At 72.0% G+C, this 17,392-nt stretch carries 18 protein-coding genes and 1 tRNA gene; 13 read left to right on the top strand and 6 right to left on the bottom strand.

The features are described from left to right. Positions 1 to 8 precede the first annotated feature (8 nt). From ABT026_RS09830 to sp36, 4 genes are all read right to left on the bottom strand, one after another. Entirely contained in the window at positions 9 to 839 is an 831-nt protein-coding gene (locus tag ABT026_RS09830) for an MBL fold metallo-hydrolase (protein ID WP_351113623.1), read from the bottom strand. Next, complete coding sequence (locus tag ABT026_RS09835; RefSeq protein WP_351113624.1) at positions 836 to 1,714, bottom strand: NUDIX hydrolase; 879 nt, start codon at positions 1,712 to 1,714, stop codon at positions 836 to 838. Before ABT026_RS09835 ends, ABT026_RS09830 begins: the two co-directional genes overlap by 4 nt. 309 nt (positions 1,715 to 2,023) lie before the next feature. Next, positions 2,024 to 2,488 (bottom strand): RidA family protein, encoded by a 465-nt coding sequence (locus ABT026_RS09840; protein WP_351113625.1) that lies wholly within the window; start codon positions 2,486 to 2,488, stop codon positions 2,024 to 2,026. Beyond that, positions 2,485 to 2,643, bottom strand: a complete 159-nt coding sequence (gene sp36 / locus ABT026_RS09845; RefSeq protein ID WP_107473408.1) for a Sp36 family protein — start codon at positions 2,641 to 2,643, stop codon at positions 2,485 to 2,487. The genes ABT026_RS09840 and sp36 overlap by 4 nt, the downstream gene beginning before the upstream one ends. A gap of 113 nt (positions 2,644 to 2,756) precedes the next feature. On the opposite strand from sp36, the gene bagA reads away from it, so the two are divergent. Next, positions 2,757 to 3,734, top strand: coding sequence for an ATPase BagA (bagA, locus tag ABT026_RS09850; protein WP_351113626.1), 978 nt, complete (start codon positions 2,757 to 2,759; stop codon positions 3,732 to 3,734). After that, positions 3,731 to 5,290: an ATPase BagB gene (bagB, locus tag ABT026_RS09855; protein ID WP_351113627.1), complete on the top strand. Its 1,560-nt coding sequence runs from the start codon at positions 3,731 to 3,733 to the stop codon at positions 5,288 to 5,290. Before bagA ends, bagB begins: the two co-directional genes overlap by 4 nt. 209 nt (positions 5,291 to 5,499) lie before the next feature. Here the strand turns inward: bagB and ABT026_RS09860 are convergent, their stop codons facing one another. Next, positions 5,500 to 5,841, bottom strand: a complete 342-nt coding sequence (locus ABT026_RS09860; RefSeq protein WP_351113722.1) for a WhiB family transcriptional regulator — start codon at positions 5,839 to 5,841, stop codon at positions 5,500 to 5,502. Between the two features lie 417 nt (positions 5,842 to 6,258). Between ABT026_RS09860 and ABT026_RS09865 the strand changes: the two genes are divergently transcribed. Further along, the gene (locus ABT026_RS09865; protein ID WP_351113628.1) at positions 6,259 to 8,580 is read left to right on the top strand and encodes a transglycosylase domain-containing protein; all 2,322 of its coding nucleotides are present in this window, start codon (positions 6,259 to 6,261) and stop codon (positions 8,578 to 8,580) included. A gap of 255 nt (positions 8,581 to 8,835) precedes the next feature. Here the strand turns inward: ABT026_RS09865 and ABT026_RS09870 are convergent, their stop codons facing one another. Next, the gene (locus ABT026_RS09870) at positions 8,836 to 9,300 is read right to left on the bottom strand and encodes a GatB/YqeY domain-containing protein (RefSeq protein ID WP_351113629.1); all 465 of its coding nucleotides are present in this window, start codon (positions 9,298 to 9,300) and stop codon (positions 8,836 to 8,838) included. Positions 9,301 to 9,378: 78 nt separating this feature from the next. On the opposite strand from ABT026_RS09870, the gene ABT026_RS09875 reads away from it, so the two are divergent. From ABT026_RS09875 to ABT026_RS09920, 10 genes are all read left to right on the top strand, one after another. Then, on the top strand, positions 9,379 to 10,314 hold the full coding sequence (locus ABT026_RS09875) for a metallophosphoesterase (RefSeq protein WP_351113724.1): 936 nt from the start codon (positions 9,379 to 9,381) through the stop codon (positions 10,312 to 10,314). Between the two features lie 217 nt (positions 10,315 to 10,531). Then, positions 10,532 to 11,305, top strand: a complete 774-nt coding sequence (locus tag ABT026_RS09880) for a Pr6Pr family membrane protein (protein WP_351113630.1) — start codon at positions 10,532 to 10,534, stop codon at positions 11,303 to 11,305. Positions 11,306 to 11,340: 35 nt separating this feature from the next. After that, positions 11,341 to 11,414, top strand: a tRNA-Pro gene (locus tag ABT026_RS09885). Between the two features lie 210 nt (positions 11,415 to 11,624). Beyond that, the gene (locus tag ABT026_RS09890; RefSeq protein WP_351113632.1) at positions 11,625 to 12,146 is read left to right on the top strand and encodes a pyridoxamine 5'-phosphate oxidase family protein; all 522 of its coding nucleotides are present in this window, start codon (positions 11,625 to 11,627) and stop codon (positions 12,144 to 12,146) included. A gap of 90 nt (positions 12,147 to 12,236) precedes the next feature. Then, on the top strand, positions 12,237 to 12,680 hold the full coding sequence (locus ABT026_RS09895; protein ID WP_351113633.1) for an SCO4402 family protein: 444 nt from the start codon (positions 12,237 to 12,239) through the stop codon (positions 12,678 to 12,680). Between the two features lie 355 nt (positions 12,681 to 13,035). Beyond that, the gene (locus ABT026_RS09900; protein WP_351113634.1) at positions 13,036 to 13,320 is read left to right on the top strand and encodes a hypothetical protein; all 285 of its coding nucleotides are present in this window, start codon (positions 13,036 to 13,038) and stop codon (positions 13,318 to 13,320) included. A gap of 334 nt (positions 13,321 to 13,654) precedes the next feature. Beyond that, positions 13,655 to 14,149, top strand: a complete 495-nt coding sequence (locus tag ABT026_RS09905) for a hypothetical protein (RefSeq protein ID WP_351113635.1) — start codon at positions 13,655 to 13,657, stop codon at positions 14,147 to 14,149. Between the two features lie 96 nt (positions 14,150 to 14,245). Further along, complete coding sequence (locus ABT026_RS09910) at positions 14,246 to 14,902, top strand: hypothetical protein (protein ID WP_351113636.1); 657 nt, start codon at positions 14,246 to 14,248, stop codon at positions 14,900 to 14,902. A 313-nt stretch (positions 14,903 to 15,215) separates the two neighbouring features. Beyond that, positions 15,216 to 16,661: a TrkH family potassium uptake protein gene (locus ABT026_RS09915; RefSeq protein WP_351113638.1), complete on the top strand. Its 1,446-nt coding sequence runs from the start codon at positions 15,216 to 15,218 to the stop codon at positions 16,659 to 16,661. After that, complete coding sequence (locus ABT026_RS09920) at positions 16,654 to 17,361, top strand: potassium channel family protein (protein WP_351113639.1); 708 nt, start codon at positions 16,654 to 16,656, stop codon at positions 17,359 to 17,361. Before ABT026_RS09915 ends, ABT026_RS09920 begins: the two co-directional genes overlap by 8 nt. Positions 17,362 to 17,392: the final 31 nt, after the last annotated feature.

Genomic DNA, 17,392 nt, shown 5'->3' on the forward strand with positions numbered 1-17,392 from the left:
CGGGCCGGTCAGACCAGCCCGTGCTCCCTCAGGTATTCCAGCTGGGCGCGGACCGACAGCTCGGCCGCGGGCCACAGCCCGCGGTCCACGTCCGCGTAGACGAGCGCCACGACCTCCTCGGCACTGCGGCAGCCGCTCTCCACGGCCGTCTCCACCTGGGCCAGCCGGTGGGCCCGGTGCGCCAGGTAGTACTCGACCGCGCCCTGGGCGTCGTCCAGGACCGGGCCGTGGCCGGGGAGCACGGTGTGCACGCCGTCGTCGACGGTGAGGGAGCGCAGTCGCCGGAGCGAGTCCAGGTAGTCGCCCAGCCGCCCGTCGGGGTGGGCCACCATCGTGGTGCCGCGGCCCAGGACGGTGTCGCCGGTGAGGACCGCGCGGTCGGCGGGCAGGTGGAACGAGAGCGAGTCCGAGGTGTGGCCGGGGGTGGGCACCACGCGCAGCTCCAGCCCTTCCAGCTCCACCACGTCGCCCGCCGCCAGGCCCTCGTCGCCGAGGCGCAGCGACGGGTCCAGGGCGCGGACCTTGGTGCCGGTCAGCTCGGAGAAACGTTTAGCCCCCTCGGCGTGGTCCGCGTGGCCGTGCGTGAGCAGGGTCAGCGCGACCCGGCGACCGGAGCGCTCCACGGTGTCGATCACCTCGGCCAGGTGGCTCTCGTCCAGCGGACCCGGGTCGACGACCACGGCGAGCCGGGAGTCCGGCTCGGCGAGCACCCAGGTGTTGGTGCCGTCGAGGGTCATCGGGGACGGGTTGGGCGCGAGCACGTTGACGGCACGGGCGGTGGCACGCCCGGAGGCGACGACGCCGCGTGGGTGTCCGGGCAGGGCGGCGGCGTCCGTCATGCGGCCGGACCCTCCGCGGCGCCGGCGGTCACCCGCTTGGTGAACTCCTCGTGCCCGGGCCAGACCAGCTCGACCGCGCCGTCCACCAGCCGTGCCTCGGCCAGCACCGGGGTCATGTCCCGCCCGGAGGCGGCGGCCAGCGCGTCGGCGGCCGTGGGGTGGGCCTCCAGGGTGCGGAGGGTGGAGATGGTGGGCGGCATCATCAGCAGCTCGCCCTTGTCGTAACCGGCGGCGGCGTCCGCGGGACGGGTCCACACGGTGCGGTCGGCCTCGGTGGAGACGTTGCGGGCGCGCTGGCCCTCGGGGAGCACCGCGACGAAGAAGAAGGTGTCGTAGCGGCGGGTCTCGAACTCCGGGGTGATCCAGCGGGCCCAGGCCCCCAGGAGGTCCGAGCGCAGCACGAGGCCGCGGCGGTCCAGGAACTCGGCGAAGGAGAGCTCGTGACCGGCCAGGGCGGCACGGTCCGTCTCCCAGTCCTCGCCGGTGGTGTCGCCGACCACGGTGTCCTCCGTGGGGCCCGCCAGCAGGACGCCGGCCTCCTCGAAGGTCTCCCGCACGGCGGCGCAGACGATGGCCTGGGCGGCGGGTTCGTCGACGCCGAGGCGGTCGGCCCACGCGGCGAGGGAAGGGCCCGCCCAGCGGACCTGGCGGTCGTCGTCACGGGGGTCCACGCCACCGCCGGGGTAGGCGTACGCGCCGCCGGCGAAGGCCATGGAGGCGCGGCGGCGGAGCATGTGCACCGCGGGGCCCTGGTCGGTGTCGCGCAGCAGCATCACCGTGGCGGCGCGGCGGGGGGTCACGGGGGTGAGGGTGCCGGCCGCGAGGGCGCGTATGCGCTCGGGCCACTCCGGGGGGTACCACTGACCATTCGCCATGCGGGGAGGCTATCCGCCGCGGGACGAATCTTCGAGGGGGAACCTCGGCCGGGGCCAGGTCAGGGGGACGGTCCCCTGCGGACGGAGAGAGCCCCCGTGCGGTCACGCGATGTCCGCCGGTCCCGCGGGCGGAGGCGGGCCGGGCGGACGCGGGCCTGGCCGAGGCGGGCGGACGCGGGCCGGGCCGAGGCAGGCCGGGCGGACGCGGGTCCCGCGGGCGGGAAGCACGGACAACGTGCCGTCCCACCCGGCGGGCGTGCCCCGTCGGCAGGCGCCCCGTCGGCGGAAGCGGTGACGGAGGCGGTGGCGTCAGTCGGTGAGCTCGACCTGGATCTCGACCTCGACGGGGGCGTCGAGGGGCAGGACGGCCACGCCCACGGCGCTGCGGGCGTGGACGCCCTTGTCGCCGAAGACCTCACCGAGCAGCTCGCTCGCGCCGTTGACCACGGCGGGCTGCCCCGTGAAGTCGGGGGCGGAGGCGACGAACCCGACGACCTTGACGACCCGCGCGACGCGGTCCAGGTCCCCGGCCACGGACCTGACCGCCGCCAGCGCGTTCAGCGCGCAGACGCGGGCCAGCTCCTTGGCCTCCTCCGGCGTGACCTCGGCGCCCACCTTGCCGGTGACCTGGAGCTTGCCCTCGACCATCGGGAGCTGCCCGCTGGTGTACACGTACGCACCCGAACGGACCGCGGGCTGGTAGGAGGCGAGTGGCGCCGCCACCTCCGGCAGCGTCACCCCGAGCTCGGCGAGACGCGCCTCGACGCTGCTCACGCCTGCTTCTCCCGCTTCAGGTAGGCCACCAGCTGCTCGGGGTTGGGCCCGGGCACCACCTGGACGAGCTCCCAGCCGTCCTCACCCCAGGTGTCGAGGATCTGCTTCGTGGCGTGCACGAGGAGCGGAACGGTCGCGTATTCCCATTTCTTCATGGGGCGACTTTACCGTCGGCACCACCCGACCCCGGAGTTGTCCACAGGCCCCCGGTCCTGAGTTGTCCACAGGCCCCGGCGTGAGGCGGCCGCCAATGGTTAGGCTCGACGACGTGAGCAGGCTCCAGGTTGTCAGCGGCAAGGGCGGGACCGGGAAGACCACGGTCGCCGCCGCTCTCGCGCTCGCCCTCGCCACCGGTGGAAAACGCACCCTGCTGGTGGAGGTGGAGGGCCGTCAGGGCATAGCGCAGCTCTTCGGCACGGAGCCGCTGCCCTACGAGGAACGGAAGATCGCCGTCGCCCCGGGCGGCGGCGAGGTCCACGCCCTCGCCATCGACCCCGAATTGGCGCTGCTGGACTACCTCCAGATGTTCTACAAGCTGGGCAGCGCGGGCCGGGCCCTGAAGAAGCTCGGCGCCATCGACTTCGCCACGACCGTCGCCCCCGGTCTGCGGGACGTCCTGCTGACCGGCAAGGCCTGCGAGGCGGTGCGCCGCAAGGACAAGGCGGGCCGCTTCGTCTACGACCACGTGGTGATGGACGCCCCGCCGACCGGCCGGGTCACCCGCTTCCTCAACGTCAACGACGAGGTGGCCGGGCTGGCCCGGGTGGGGCCGATACATCACCAGGCGCAGGCGGTGATGGGCGTCCTGAAGTCCCCGCAGACACAGGTCCACCTGGTGACGCTGCTGGAGGAGATGCCGGTCCAGGAGACGGCGGACGGCATCGCCGAACTCCGCGCGGCCGACCTGCCGGTGGGCCGGGTGGTCGTCAACATGGTCCGTCCCGTCCTCCTCGACGGCGACGACCTGGAGCTCGCCGGATCGGTGTCCCGCACCGCGGTGGCCCGGTCGCTCGCCGCGGCGGGTCTGGGCGGGGCCCGGCGGGGCGGGGCCGCGGAAGCTCTGGTGGAGCCGCTGCTGCGGGAGGCCGAGGAGTACGCGGAGCGGTACAGCCTGGAGCGCCGCCAGCGGGAGGTCCTGGAGGGCGTCGGGCTGCCGCTCGCGGAGCTGCCCCTGCTGACCGACGGAGTCGACCTGGCCGGCCTGTACGGACTGGCCGCCCTGCTGCGGAACCAAGGGGTGTCATGAGCCTGGAAACCGTGCCCGAGCCGGTCCCCGCGTCCGAGCACGAGCCCGTCCCCGCGCCCGAGCGCGAACTCGTGCCCGAGCGCGAACTCGTCCTCGACCCGCTACTCGACGATCCGGGGACCCGCATCGTCGTCTGCTGCGGCTCCGGCGGCGTCGGTAAGACCACCACCGCCGCGGCCCTGGGGCTGCGGGCGGCGGAGCGCGGCCGCAAGGTGGTCGTCCTGACCATCGACCCCGCCCGCCGTCTCGCCCAGTCGATGGGCATCGACCAGCTCGACAACACGCCCCGCCGGGTGCCCGGCATCGACGACTCGGCGGGCGGCGAGCTGCACGCGATGATGCTCGACATGAAGCGCACCTTCGACGAGATCGTCGAGGCGCACGCGGACCCCGAGCGGGCCGTCGCCATCCTGGCCAACCCCTTCTACCAGTCGCTCTCCGCGGGCTTCGCCGGCACGCAGGAGTACATGGCGATGGAGAAGCTGGGCCAGCTGCGGGCCCGGGACGAGTGGGACCTGATCGTGGTGGACACCCCGCCGTCCCGCTCCGCCCTGGACTTCCTGGACGCCCCCGAGCGCCTCGGCTCGTTCCTCGACGGCCGGCTGATCCGGCTGCTCACCGCCCCGGCCAAGCTGGGCGGCCGGGCGGGCATGAAGTTCCTCAACGTCGGCATGTCCGTGATGACCGGCACCCTGGGCAAGCTGCTCGGCGGCTCGCTGCTGAAGGACGTGCAGACCTTCGTGGCCGCCATGGACACCACCCTGGGCGGCTTCCGGGGCCGCGCGGAGGCCACCTACAAGCTGCTGCAGGCCCCCGGCACCGCCTTCCTGGTGGTGGCCGCCCCCGAGCGGGACGCACTGCGCGAGGCGGCGTACTTCGTGGAGCGGCTGGCCGCAGAACGCATGCCGCTGGCCGGCCTGGTCCTCAACCGGGTCCACGGCAGCGACGCCGCCCACCTCTCGGCCGAACGGGCGACGGCGGCGGCGGAAACCCTGCTCGCGGAAAATTTGTCGTCCGGCCGGATTGTTGATCACACGAGCGGGAAGGCTGCGGGTAACTCGCCCGATACACAAAGCAGTTCAACACTTCCTGCTCCCGACGGACCACCGGATCCAGGCTCCCCCGCCTCACCCCGGTCCGCGGCGCAGGCCCCCGAGGCACAGGTGGCCGAGGCGCCGACTCCCGAGGCGCAGGCCCTGACCGAGGTCGACCGGCTCGCCGCCGGTCTGCTGCGCCTGCACGCCGAGCGCATGCGGCTGACAGCCCGCGAGCGGCGCACCCGGGAGGACTTCACGACGCTCCATCCCGAGGTGCCGGTGACCGAGGTGCCCGCGCTGGCCGGTGACGTGCACGACCTCACGGGGTTGCGGGACATCGGCGCACGACTGGCCGCGCCCCGTGCGGACTCCGCCGGCACGTCCACGACCGCACACGGCGACGCGGCACCCGAGCATGCGGACGTCCCCGGGCCGGGCGATGCTCCCGAGCCGGAGCAGGCGAGGGCGACGACGCCCGAGGACCGCTCCGCGCAGCAGGACGCGCCCGCACAGACCTGAGCGTCCGGACCCCCGCGGTGCCGCGCGGTCCTAACAGCCACCCGGGCACCACAGCGCACCGGGACGGCGGAAACGGCGAAGCGGCGGCCCGGGGTCACTGTCCGACCCCGGTTCCCGCCCTCCACTGCCCACTGCCGCCTGCAGCGGTCGCTCACCGCGACGCGGTCGTCAGCTCACCGCACCACGGCGCTTCGACCGCACCGCGGCGGTCACCCCACCGCCGCGTAGCTCTCGTAGGCCTCTTCCGCCTCGTCGAGCGGCAGGATTCCCGCCTCCCGCTCGTACTCCATGCGCGCCGTCTCCAGCAAGCGACGCCAGGAGGTCACGGTCGGCCGGCGGCGCAGCAGCGCTCGGCGCTCCCGCTCCGTCATGCCTCCCCACACGCCGAATTCGACGCGGTTGTCCAGCGCGTCGGCCAGGCACTCCGTCCGCACCGGGCATCCGGTGCACACCGCCTTGGCCCTGTTCTGCGCTGCTCCTTGAACGAACAGTTCATCCGGATCGGTAGTGCGGCAGGCCGCCTGCGCACTCCAGTCGGTAACCCAGCCCATACCGGCGCCGTCCTCTCCCGAATCGAGGCTCCCCCACGGCGGCAGCGGCATATTCACCGCCGCCAGTTGAGGACGTTACGGAAGGCGGACAGAGTGCAACACCCCCGACGGGCCCAATCTTGAATGGCCCGAACGGACTATGGGTAAGCGGCAGATCACCCGGAGGAGTGGCCTGGCGACAAAAGCCGCTATCGCGGCACATGCGGACAGGTCACTCGTCACGCAAGGGGCATTGATCGACACCGGAGGATGATTCGGGCATCCCCGGGAAGGAGTTCACGCGGTTCCGGAACGATCCGGGGCCGTAGGACGTCCCGACATACGGATCTACAGCTCGCACCGCTGTCGTGACAGCCGGGAGCAGCTTAGGCCAAGGCATTTACCTCTGTCCGGCAAACGAGAACGTAGGCTGCCCTCATGCCAAACAAGCGCTCGGGTGGAGGCCTCTCGCCAGTCCAGCAGGCCGCGAAGTTCCTCGGGATCAGCGTCCTCGCCGGCGGCGTGCTGGCCGGCATCGCCCTGCCCGCCTTCGGGACACTGGGCCTGGCGGCGAAGGGATCGGTCGAGAGCTTCGCCGAGATCCCGGCGAATCTGAAGACGCCTCCGCTCAGCCAGCGCACCACCATCCTCGACTCCGAGGGCGGCAAGATCGCCACGGTGTACTTCCGCGACCGCACCGTGGTGCCGCTGAAGAAGATGTCGCCGCAGCTGCGGAAGGCGATCGTCGCCATCGAGGACGCCCGCTTCTACGACCACGGCGCGGTCGACCTGAAGGGCGTGCTGCGCGCGCTCAACAGCAACGCGCGCAGCGGCGAGGTCACCCAGGGCGCGTCCACGCTGACCCAGCAGTACGTGAAGAACGTCTTCGTGGAGATGGCGGGCGACGACCCGGACAAGGTCGCGCAGGCCACCCAGCAGACCCTGGGCCGCAAGATCCAGGAGCTGAAGTACGCGATCCAGGTGGAGGAGGAGCTCGGGAAGAAGAAGATCCTCGAGAACTACCTCAACATCACGTACTTCGGTCAGTCCGCCTACGGCGTCGAGGCCGCCTCGCAGCGCTACTTCTCGAAGTCCGCGGAGGATCTGGAGCTCCAGGAGGCCGCCCTGCTGGCCGGCCTGGTCCAGTCCCCCACGCACTACGACCCGATCGACAACCCGAAGACGGCCGAGAGGCGGCGCAACGTCGTCATCGACCGGATGGCGCAGGTCGGGGACATCTCGAAGGCGCAGGCCACGGCGGCGAAGAAGAAGCCGCTGGGGCTGAAGATCCGCGAGCCGCGCAACGGCTGCATCACCTCCGCCAAGGGCGCCGGCTTCTTCTGCGACTACGTGCGCCGCGTCTTCCTCGACGACCCCGCCTTCGGCAAGGACCGCGAGACCCGCGCCAAGCTGTGGGCGCAGGGCGGCATGACGATCCGCACCACGCTGGACCCGCAGGCGCAGGAGTCCGTGCAGGCGTCGCTGAAGAGCCACGTCTACAAGGACGACAAGGTGGCCGCCGCGGCCACGATGGTCGAGCCCGGCACGGGGAAGATCCTGGCCATGGGCCAGTCCCAGCCCTACGGCTCGGACGCCAAGAAGCACCAGACGGTGATCAACTACTCGGTCGACCAGGCCATGGGCGACAGCGGCGGCTTCCCGACCGGATCCACCTTCAAGCCGTTCCTCGCCGCCGCCGCGATAGAGGGCGGCCTGCCGCTGAACAAGGTCTACCCCTCGCCCAACAAGATGCCGTACCCCAAGGTCCAGGGCTGCAAGAGCACCTACAACCAGGGGGAGATGACGCAGAACGAGATCGAGTCGGAAGTCGGCCCGTACTCGCTGCAGGAGGCGATGAAGCTCTCCATCAACACCTACTTCGTGCAGATGGTCGGCGACCTCGGCCTCTGCCCGACGCTGGAGATGGTGGAGAAGATGGGCGTGCGCACCGGCGCGGGCAAGAAGCTGCCCGACGCGCAGCCCTCCGTCATCCTGGGCACGCAGTCGATCTCCCCGCTGACCATGGCCTCCGCCTACGCCACCTTCGCCTCGCGTGGCATGTACTGCACGCCGATCGCCATCGAGTCGGTCACGCAGAAGATCGGCGAGAAGAAGAAGACCATCGGCGTGCCGAAGTCGACCTGCGAACGGGCCATGGAGGAGCGGACCGCGGACGCGGTCAACACCCTGCTCTCCGGGGTCACCGACTCCGGCACCGGCGCCCGCGCGGGCCTCTCCGACCGCGACAACGCGGGCAAGACCGGCACCACGGACGCCCGCAAGAACGCCTGGTTCGTGGGGTACACCCCGAACCTGTCCTCGGCGGTGTGGCTGGGCGACCCGATGCAGCAGCAGTCGATGGTCCGCATCACCATCGGCGGCACCTACTTCGACAAGGTCTCCGGTGGCGCGGGCCCCGGCCCGATCTGGCGGCAGGCCATGACCGGCGCGCTGCAGGGCAAGGACGCGCCGCCCTTCCACAAGGTCCACATCCCGGCCGACAAGCCGAAGGACAAGGACAAGGGCCGCGACGGCAAGCCCGGTGGCGGCCTCTTCGGCGGCATGTTCGGCGGCGGCAACGGCGGAGACGGTGGGACCGACGGCGGCCTGACGACGAACGGCGGGACCACGACGGACGGCGGGCTCACCCTCGGCGGCCTGACCGGCGGCGACCTCACCGGAGGTGCCACGGGCGCCGACCCGACCACCACCGGCGGCTTCGTCCAGGGCAACGACAACGGCGGCGGCAACGGCCCCTGAGGCCTGCGCCCCGCCACTCCCCCGGCGGCCTCAGGGCCCCCGGCGCGGACGGCGTGACAGCACTCGGCCCCTCACCGCACGACGCGGTGAGGGGCCGAGTGTCGTTGTGGAGCGTGGGGCGCCTCGGACTGAGCGAGCGCCCCACTGAGCGAGCGCCCCGGACCGGGCGGGGCGCTTCGGACGCGCGGGCCGCAGACCTCGTGCGGGTGGACGCGGGCACCGCGCAGGTGGACGCGGGCCGGCGCGGCGCGGGCGTCAGCCCAGGAGACGCGCCTTCACCGCGGCGGCCACCCGGCCGCCCTCAGCACGCCCGGCCACCTTCGGGTTCACGATCTTCATGACCTGGCCCATGGCCCTGGGGCCCTCGGCGCCGGCCGCCCTGGCCTCCTCGACCGCCTGGTCCACCAGACCGTTCAGCTCGTCGTCGCTCAGCTGCTGGGGCAGGTACTCGGCGAGGAACTCGCCCTCGGCCTTCTCCCGCTCGGCGCTCTCGGGACGGCCGCCCTGCGCGAACGCCTCCGCGGCCTCGCGCCGCTTCTTCGCCTCACGGGTGATCACCTTGAGGACCTCGTCGTCGGAGAGCTCGCGCTTCTCCGTACCCGACACCTCCTCCTTGGTGATCGCGGTCAGGGTGAGGCGGAGCGTCGAGGAGCGCAGCTCGTCGCGCCCCTTGATCGCCGCGTTGAGGTCTTCCTGCAGCTTCGACTTGAGCGTGGTCATGGCTTGATTGTCGCAGGTGTGTCGCAGCGAACGCCCCTTGATTTACGGTCCTGCGGGCACCCTGAGACGATGGACGGCATGCGCGCGCTCTACAAGGTCCCCCTCGGCATCACCGCGGCGGCTGCCGCCGGTCTCGTCTACTCCGCCGGGTTCGAGGCCCGTGCGTTCCGGCTGCGGCGGGTGACCGTTCCGGTCCTGCCCGCCGGGATGCGCCCGCTGCGCGTCCTGCAGATCTCCGACATCCACATGGTCAGCGGGCAGCGTAAGAAGCAGCGCTGGCTGCGGTCGCTGGCCGGGCTGCGGCCCGACTTCGTCATCAACACCGGCGACAACCTCTCCGACACCGAGGGCGTGCCGGAGGTGCTGGACGCGCTGGAGCCGCTGATGGAGTTCCCGGGGGCGTACGTCTTCGGCTCCAACGACTACTACGGTCCCAAGCTGCGCAACCCGGCCAAGTACCTGATCGAGAAGGTCCAGGGCAAGCACGGCCTCAACGGCAACGAGCCCGCCACCGGTGCGATCCACAACCCCTGGGAGGGGCTGCGGGACGCGTTCGACGAGGCGGGCTGGCTGAACCTCACCAACACCCGTGGCACGTTGAAGGTCGAGGGTGTCTCGGTCGAGCTGACCGGGCTGGACGACCCGCACATCAAGCGGGACCGGTACGACGAGGTCGCGGGCGGCCCGTCCGGCGCCGGTGACTTCGCCATGGGCGTCGTGCACGCGCCCTATCTGCGCTCGCTGGATGCGTTCACCGAGGACGGCTACCCGCTGGTCCTCGCGGGCCACACGCACGGCGGGCAGCTGTGCATCCCGTTCTACGGCGCCCTGGTCACCAACTGCGACCTCGACACCGACCGGGTGAAGGGGCTGTCCACCCACACCGCCGGCGGCAACACGTCCTTCCTGCACGTCTCGGCGGGCTGCGGGGCCAACCGGTACACGCCGTTCCGGTTCGCCTGCCTGCCGGAGGCGACGCTGCTGACGCTGGTCGCGGAGGACTGGGCGCGCTGACCCGAGGCCGAGGTCCGTCCGCCCGACAGCGCCCCCTCGGCCCGATCCCCACAGCTCCGCACCTCCGCACCTCCGCACCTCCACGTCCGTGAGCCGCCTCGACCGCGGCCGTCGCAGTACCGCACGACCGGGACGCCGCACCACTTCCGTGGTGCGGCGTCCCTCGTTCGGCCGCACGGAATCGCCCGATATGCCCAGTAACGCCTAGCGTGAGGGCATGACCGCTCCCATACCGAGGGACATCCCGGACCTCCCCGCCGTGCCGGGCTGGGCCACGATCATGCCGTCGTACGTCCCGCCCACAGCCGTCATACCTCCGGCCCGCCGACCCCTGACCGCCCTGTTCCGCCTGGGCGCCGCGCTGGCCGCGGCGGGCGGCGTGACCGTCTGCATGGTGCTGGGCCGCCCGCTCCAGGCGCTCACCCACTTCACCGTGCAGGCCAACATCCTGCTGGCCCTGGTCCTCGCCGTCTCCGCCCAGCGCGCCTGGAGCGCCGGCCGCCCGGTGCGCCCCGCCCTCACCGGTGCCGCGCTGCTCTACGTCCTGCTGGCCGCCCTGGTGCACGCCTTCGCCGTCCCGGGCCGCCCCGCCTTCTCCGACCCCGGCCCCGGCGGCCGCTGGGGCCTCGCGGCAGCCCTGCTGCTCACCGTGGTCACGCCGCTCGCCGCCCTGCTGGACTGGCTGCTGCTGACCGCCCCCCGCACGCTGCGGCTCCGCCACGCCACCGCCTGGGTGCTCTACCCCCTCGCCTACCTGGGTGCCGCTCTCGTCCGGAGCACCCTGCTCCCGGCCGACGCGCCCGGGCGCGCCCCCTACCCCTTCCTCGACGCCGCCCACAACGGGACCCTCGGCCTGGTCGGCAACGCCCTGCTGTTCGGCCTCACCTGCTACGGCCTGGGCGTCCTGCTGGTCGCGGTCGACCACCTGTGCCCCGGCTTCGTCCGCTGCCGCCCGAAAACCGGATTTCGCCTCAGGCCGCCGGTGGGCTAAAGTAAACGTCGTCGACGCGGGAACGCGAAGACGATCGGGGTGTAGCGCAGCTTGGCAGCGCGCTTCGTTCGGGACGAAGAGGTCGTGGGTTCAAATCCCGCCACCCCGACAGCCATAACAGCAGGTGGGCCGACTAGGAACGCTCCTATTCGGCCCACCTGTTTGGCGTGTGTCAGACGGTTGGGCCTTTGCACCCATGGCGCACACGGGGCAGGCAGGCGCCGTGAGCAGATGGCCGGTGAGGTGTGGCCGGCACTTCCGGTGATCACGGTTGGGCAAACCACTCCGACCCCCGTGGCAGGGCATGGGACGGTCGATCATGCCTGTGACCAACCCGTGGCTGGCCGGCCCGTCACCGAAGAAGCGACTCGATCGCGAGCGTCTGGAAGAGCGCGTACTCAACCTGCTGTCGTCGCAGAACATGTGCGTGCTCGCGACGGCAGGGCCGGAGGGGCCGCTCGCGACGCCGGTGCGGTACTTCCACCTCGATTTCGCGGTGATGTTCACCGCGGCAGCCGGTTCGCCGAAGATGAGAAATGTCGCCGCGGACCCGCGGGTGTCGGTGGGGATCTTCGCTCCGTTGGTCGGGCAGGCCAGCAGTCGAGGTGCTCAGCTCTTCGGCGAGGCTCGCGTGCTGTCCGGGCCGGAGGCGGATTTCGAGCGCTACTGGTCGGCTTTCCGTTGGCAGTCCGATCACGTCGAGAGGTCACTCTCCCTCGACGAGCCGCCGTCGGGCCCACTCGTGGTGATCGAGGCCAAGCGGATCGTCTATACCGAGCACTGGCTGCGGCGTGACGGGTTCGCGCCGCGTCAGTTCTGGACCCGGGCGAAAGACGCCTGACGCGGGGGCGCCACGGGGACTGCGGGGCGCTGCCGGAGCCCACGCGTAAAGCGTTGCCCTCCTGATCACTGCGGTGTCTACGCTCGGCCCATGAACGAGGATTCACAACGCTTGGCCAACTTCCGCGTCAACCTGGTGCCTGCGGTCCTCGCCCTGGCCAACCCGCCCTGGCAGCGTGATGTGTGGCTGGACCCGTCGACGTTCGAGAACCTGGATCACATCTTTCACACCCTCTTCGACGACTTCTGTGACGCGGACGAGCCCGAGCGGTACCTCGGAGTCAGCCTCAGGACCGAGGAGGAGGTGGCTCTTGTGCGCGAGCTGGGCGGTGCCCTCAACGCGGCGGCAGCGGAGGCGCCCAACGACACCGACGAGGAGCACCTTCGGTCCGCCCATTGGCCGGAGGTCGTGGCCATCGCAGGACGGCTCGCCACTGTCATGGTCTCCAACGACCTGGGCGAACTCGTCGCACAGCACGAGGCGCAGAGTTGGCGACAGCCGACCGATCAGGTCAGCAGCGAAGACGCACCTTGAGCGTTCGGCTGCCGTGACACCCGTGCCGTGCGACCGCGTGCGACCGCTGACGCAGACGGTCCATCCGGCTCGGCATGGGGCTGTGAGGTTGTCGGTGCCGACCCGATCTGTGTTCGGTCATCCTCCCGGAACGGTCCTTGATGGGTTGTTCAGGCTCCTTCAGGTCCAGCCAAGGTACGCGGCGGTTCCAGGAAGCGAGCCGACCAGGCGCGCACCGAGTCGGGCGGTGACGAGACAGACCATCGGGGACTGCGCGACGGTCAAGGGCGCTCAGTCCGGGAGAAGCCCGCCGACCGGCGACGGTGGAGCGGTTTCGCCCGTCACCCACCGGGCTCGCGGGTGCGATCCTTTGTGGATGGCAGACGCGCGGCTACCCGAGGGCTGGACCCTTCGACGGATCCGGGAGGTGTCGGGGGATCGGGAGGCTGTCGCCCTGGATCCCGGCCGGACGGTGCGGTGGGTGGCGGGCGTCGGAGATCCAGAAACGCTGCGCCCGGAGATCGTTCTCGGGTTCCACGGCCTGTGTCTGGTGAAGCCCGTCGGCGACGACGACTGGTACATGGGCAGCCTGTACGACGACGGCAGCGTCGACTGCTGGACCGCCTACGACGACCTGTACGAGGCACTGCGGGGCCTCTGAGGGCTCCGGGCAGGGCCACGGGGCCGAGGGGACGGTGCGCGGTCGGCTCTGGCAGGTGGTGTCGCTGGCCATCGACGAAGCCCGGTCGTCGGTTGGGTCCCGGACGCGTTCTCCGGGCCGCCCCCGTACAGGCCGGGGATGCAACCATTCTCTTCAGAGCTGGAACCCCCGGTAAGCCGACCGCGCGGTCGCGAGGTTAGCGGGAGGCACTGACAACGGGGCTGTGCGGCAGGCGTGTTCGGGAAAGGTCATGGCCCTGTCACCGCAGCGCCCGCTGGGGTCCGGCTGCCGCACTCTGGTCCTCCACGCACTCGCGTCCACCTCGGGGGAAACCATGCGCATCCGTATCGCCACTGCGGCCGTCGCCGCCGTACTCGCCGTTACCGCCGTGGGCTGCGACAGCGGTGGTGACGGCAAGGACGACATCGGCGCTCCGGCGCCGGCGGCGTCGAGCGCGGCGGGCAGCAGCGCCCCGGCAGAGGACGGGGCTGGGGACGAGGCCGAGGACGGGGCCGGCGGGGACACCGCCGGTGGCGCCTCCGACAGCCCCGCGCCCGAGGCGTCGGACGCCGCCCTGCCGCCCGAGCCGCAGGGGACCGCCCGGGCCGACGTCATGCGGGTCGTCTTCGACGTCGACGTCAGCCTCTTCAAGGACGAGGAGAAGGCGATCTACGCGGCCCGCAAGCAGTGCGCGGCTCTCGACAGCGGGGTGGCGGACCCGGACCACAGCGCCGCCGAACTGTTCTCCTACAACGGCATCACGCCCACCGACGAGGACGGAAGCCACCTCAACTACGGCCTGCGCAGGACGCTCTGCCCCGCTTCCTGATCCGGCTTCCGCCGATCCGAGACCGTACGGAGCTCGACTCCCGGCGGGGGCGGGGCGAGCCTGGGAGCGAGGCGTTCACGGCGGAGGGGGACCGCGATGAGACGTACGGGTGCGGCGGTGTGTCTGGTGCTGGGGCTCGGCATGGTGAGCGGGTGCACTCCCGCCCACCTGACGCTGGTCGCGGTGACGAACGGGGAGGACGGGCGGCCGGTGGCCGTGCTGCAGCCGTGCGACGACGGGAGCGAGCCCATTACGGCCATGCGGCTGGAGAGTTGGCCGACCGGGTCGACCGGTGCCGGGACGGACGACGCCGGAACGGAGGGTGCCGGCGAGGGCAGGGCCGGGACGGAAAGCGCCGGTGAGGACGGCGCCGGGACGGAAGGTGCTGGCGAGGGCAGGGCCGGGACGGAAAGCGCCGGTGAGGACGGCGCCGGGACGGAAGGTGCTGGCGAGGACCGCGCGTCCGTGGAGGACGGCGGTTGGGAGGTGCCGCGGGGGATGACGCATCGCGGGCGGGCCGTCATCTCCGTGCTCTCCCCGCCGGACTCCTGGCTCGTAGAGGGAGGCGGCGCGCGGGAGCTCCTGCCCGGGCGGACGTACTCGCTCTCCTTCTACTCGTACGACGGGGAGTACTACGGTGACGGCGCCTTCACCGCCGACGACCTGGCGTCCCTTCGCCCCGGGCAGGTCTGGGCCGCGGGCCGGGCGATGAGCGTCGACGAGTTCGCCGACCAGGTCGGCGAGGTCTGCTGACGGCCTCGCCCCGGGGCCGGGCCGCCGGTGTGGTGGGGGCAGCCCCCCGTGCGGTCGGGAGTGCGGGCGTGACGTCCGAGTGAGCAGCAGGCGGGCCGCTGACATCCGTCCCCGCTCCGCCCGCGAGGACCGCGAGGACCGCGAGGACCGCGAGGACCGCGAGCGGGCCCGCCCTGCCGCTCGGTGACGTGACCCTGCCGGGACCGGGCGGAACCCTGCCAGGACGGCCGGGAACCCCCGGTCGGGGGAACCGGCGCGGCAGACGGCAGGATCCGGCGCGAGGGGGACGGGGAGGTGTGCCTACCGTCGGCGGGTGAGAAGAGTCGCGGCGCCCGTCCCGACGGCCGGGCCGGGCGGGCAGGACGCACCGGGAGGCCCGGCGGGGTCACGGTGGCGGCCCCGGCGGGGGCCCGGTCCGCGGCGCGGGCTGCGGCCGCGGCTGCGGCACCCCGCGCAGGTGGTGGTCGCCGGCTTCGCCGCCGCCGTCGCGGCCGGCACGGGGCTGCTGATGCTGCCTGCCGCCAAGGCGGGACCGGGCGGCGCCGGGCTGCTGGAGGCACTGTTCACCGCGACGTCCACGGTGTGCGTGACCGGCCTGGTCGTGGTGGACACCGCCTCGTACTGGAGCGGCTTCGGGCACGTGGTGATCCTCGGGCTCGTGCAGGTCGGCGGCTTCGGGATCATGACGTCGGCGTCCGTACTGGTCCTGCTGGTCTCGCACCGGATGGGGCTGCGGGCGCGGATGACCGCGGCGACGGAGACCAAGACGCTGGGGCTCGGGGACATCCGCGCGGTGGTCACCGGCGTGGTGAAGGCCTCCCTGGTCGTCGAGGCGGCGACCGCGCTGGTACTGACGCTGCGGTTCGCCACCGGCTACGACGAGCCGTGGCCGCGGGCGGTGTGGCTGGGGGTGTTCCACGGCGTCTCCGCGTTCAACAACGCCGGCTTCGCGCTCTACTCCGACAGCCTGATGTCCTTCGTCACCGACCCGTGGATCTGCGTGCCCGTCGCGCTGGCGATCATCACCGGCGGGCTCGGCTTCCCCGTGCTGTTCGAGCTGCGACGCCGGTTCCACCGCCCCCGCGCCTGGTCGGCCCACACCAAGATCGCGCTCTGCGGCACCGGCGCCTTCCTGGTCGGCGGCTGCGCCTTCGTCACCGCGGCGGAGTGGTCCAACCCGGCGACGCTGGGGCCGCTGGACGTTCCCGGGAAGCTGCTGGCCGGGTTCTTCCAGGGCGTCATCCCCCGCACCGCGGGGTTCAACAGCGTGGACCTGGCCGCGCTGCGCCCGGTGAGCTGGCTCGGCATGGACGTGCTGATGTTCGTCGGCGGGTCCAGCGCGGGCACGGCCGGCGGCATCAAGGTCACCACCTTCGCGGTGCTGTTCTTCGTGCTGTACGCGGAGATCCGCGGGGAGAGCTTGGTGAACGTCTTCGACCGCCGCCTGTCCGCGTCGCTGCTGCGCCAGGCGCTGACCGTGGCGCTGCTGTCGGTCGCCGCGGTCGTCGTCTCCACCATGGCCTTCATGGTCTTCGCCGAGCACGGCCTCGACCGGTCGCTGTTCGAGGTCGTCTCGGCCTTCTCCACCACGGGGATGTCCACCGGCATCACCACGCGTCTGCCCGTCGGCCTCCAACTGCTGCTGGTGGTGCTGATGTTCGTCGGGCGGCTCGGGCCGATCACCGTCGCGTCCGCGCTCGCCCTGCGCCATCGCGTCCGCCTGTACGACCTTCCCGAGGAGCGTCCCGTCATTGGCTAGGAAGTTCATCCCCAGCAGGCAACGCAGGCAGCGCAGGCAGCGGGCCGGCCACCGGGACGCCGTGGTGGTCGTCGGTCTCGGCCGGTTCGGCCGTGCCGTCGCCAAGGCGCTGGTCGAGGCGGACACCGAGGTGCTGGGCATCGACGCCGGTCAGGACGTCGTGCAGGCGCTGTCCGGGGTCCTCACCCACGCCGTCCGGGCGGACTCCACCAAGGAGGACGCGCTGCGGCAGCTGGGCGTTCAGGACTTCGACCGGGCCGTCGTCGCCATCGGCTCCAACCTGGAGGCCAGCATCCTCACGGCCTCGCTGCTGGTCTCCTTCGGCATCAAGCACGTCTGGGCCAAGGCGACCAGCGAGGAGCACGGCCGGATCCTCTCCCAGCTCGGCGTCCACCACGTCGTCCTGCCCGAGCACGACATGGGGCAGCGGGTCGCCCACCTGGTGCTCGGCCGCATGCTCGACTACATCGAGTGGGAGGAGGGCTTCGCCATGGTCAAGACGAATCCGCCGGCCGGAATCGTCGGCATCCCCCTGGGCGCGAGCGACATCCGCTCCCGCTTCGGGCTGACCGTCGTCGCCGTCAAGCGCCCCGGCGAGGACTTCACCTACGCGACGCCGGCGACGGTCGTGGGGCCCGACGACACGATCATCGTCGCCGGTGACAGCCGGGAGACGGAGCGCTTCAGCGAGCTCCGGTGAGCGGCCGTGAGAGGGCGGAGGGGCGTCACGG

The sequence above is a fragment of the Streptomyces sp. NPDC002734 genome (assembly GCF_040295685.1).
In the GTDB taxonomy this organism is placed as follows: Bacteria; Actinomycetota; Actinomycetes; order Streptomycetales; family Streptomycetaceae; genus Streptomyces.

Coding starts and splice junctions, on each gene's coding strand:
- ABT026_RS09830 (WP_351113623.1), bottom strand. CDS start 839: ATGACGGACGCCGCCGCCCTGCCCGGACACCCACGCGGCGTCGTCGCC.
- ABT026_RS09835 (WP_351113624.1), bottom strand. CDS start 1,714: ATGGCGAATGGTCAGTGGTACCCCCCGGAGTGGCCCGAGCGCATACGC.
- sp36 (WP_107473408.1), bottom strand. CDS start 2,643: ATGAAGAAATGGGAATACGCGACCGTTCCGCTCCTCGTGCACGCCACG.
- bagB (WP_351113627.1), top strand. CDS start 3,731: ATGAGCCTGGAAACCGTGCCCGAGCCGGTCCCCGCGTCCGAGCACGAG.
- ABT026_RS09860 (WP_351113722.1), bottom strand. CDS start 5,841: ATGGGCTGGGTTACCGACTGGAGTGCGCAGGCGGCCTGCCGCACTACC.
- ABT026_RS09865 (WP_351113628.1), top strand. CDS start 6,259: ATGCCAAACAAGCGCTCGGGTGGAGGCCTCTCGCCAGTCCAGCAGGCC.
- ABT026_RS09870 (WP_351113629.1), bottom strand. CDS start 9,300: ATGACCACGCTCAAGTCGAAGCTGCAGGAAGACCTCAACGCGGCGATC.
- ABT026_RS09875 (WP_351113724.1), top strand. CDS start 9,379: ATGCGCGCGCTCTACAAGGTCCCCCTCGGCATCACCGCGGCGGCTGCC.
- ABT026_RS09880 (WP_351113630.1), top strand. CDS start 10,532: ATGACCGCTCCCATACCGAGGGACATCCCGGACCTCCCCGCCGTGCCG.
- ABT026_RS09890 (WP_351113632.1), top strand. CDS start 11,625: ATGCCTGTGACCAACCCGTGGCTGGCCGGCCCGTCACCGAAGAAGCGA.
- ABT026_RS09895 (WP_351113633.1), top strand. CDS start 12,237: ATGAACGAGGATTCACAACGCTTGGCCAACTTCCGCGTCAACCTGGTG.
- ABT026_RS09900 (WP_351113634.1), top strand. CDS start 13,036: ATGGCAGACGCGCGGCTACCCGAGGGCTGGACCCTTCGACGGATCCGG.
- ABT026_RS09905 (WP_351113635.1), top strand. CDS start 13,655: ATGCGCATCCGTATCGCCACTGCGGCCGTCGCCGCCGTACTCGCCGTT.
- ABT026_RS09910 (WP_351113636.1), top strand. CDS start 14,246: ATGAGACGTACGGGTGCGGCGGTGTGTCTGGTGCTGGGGCTCGGCATG.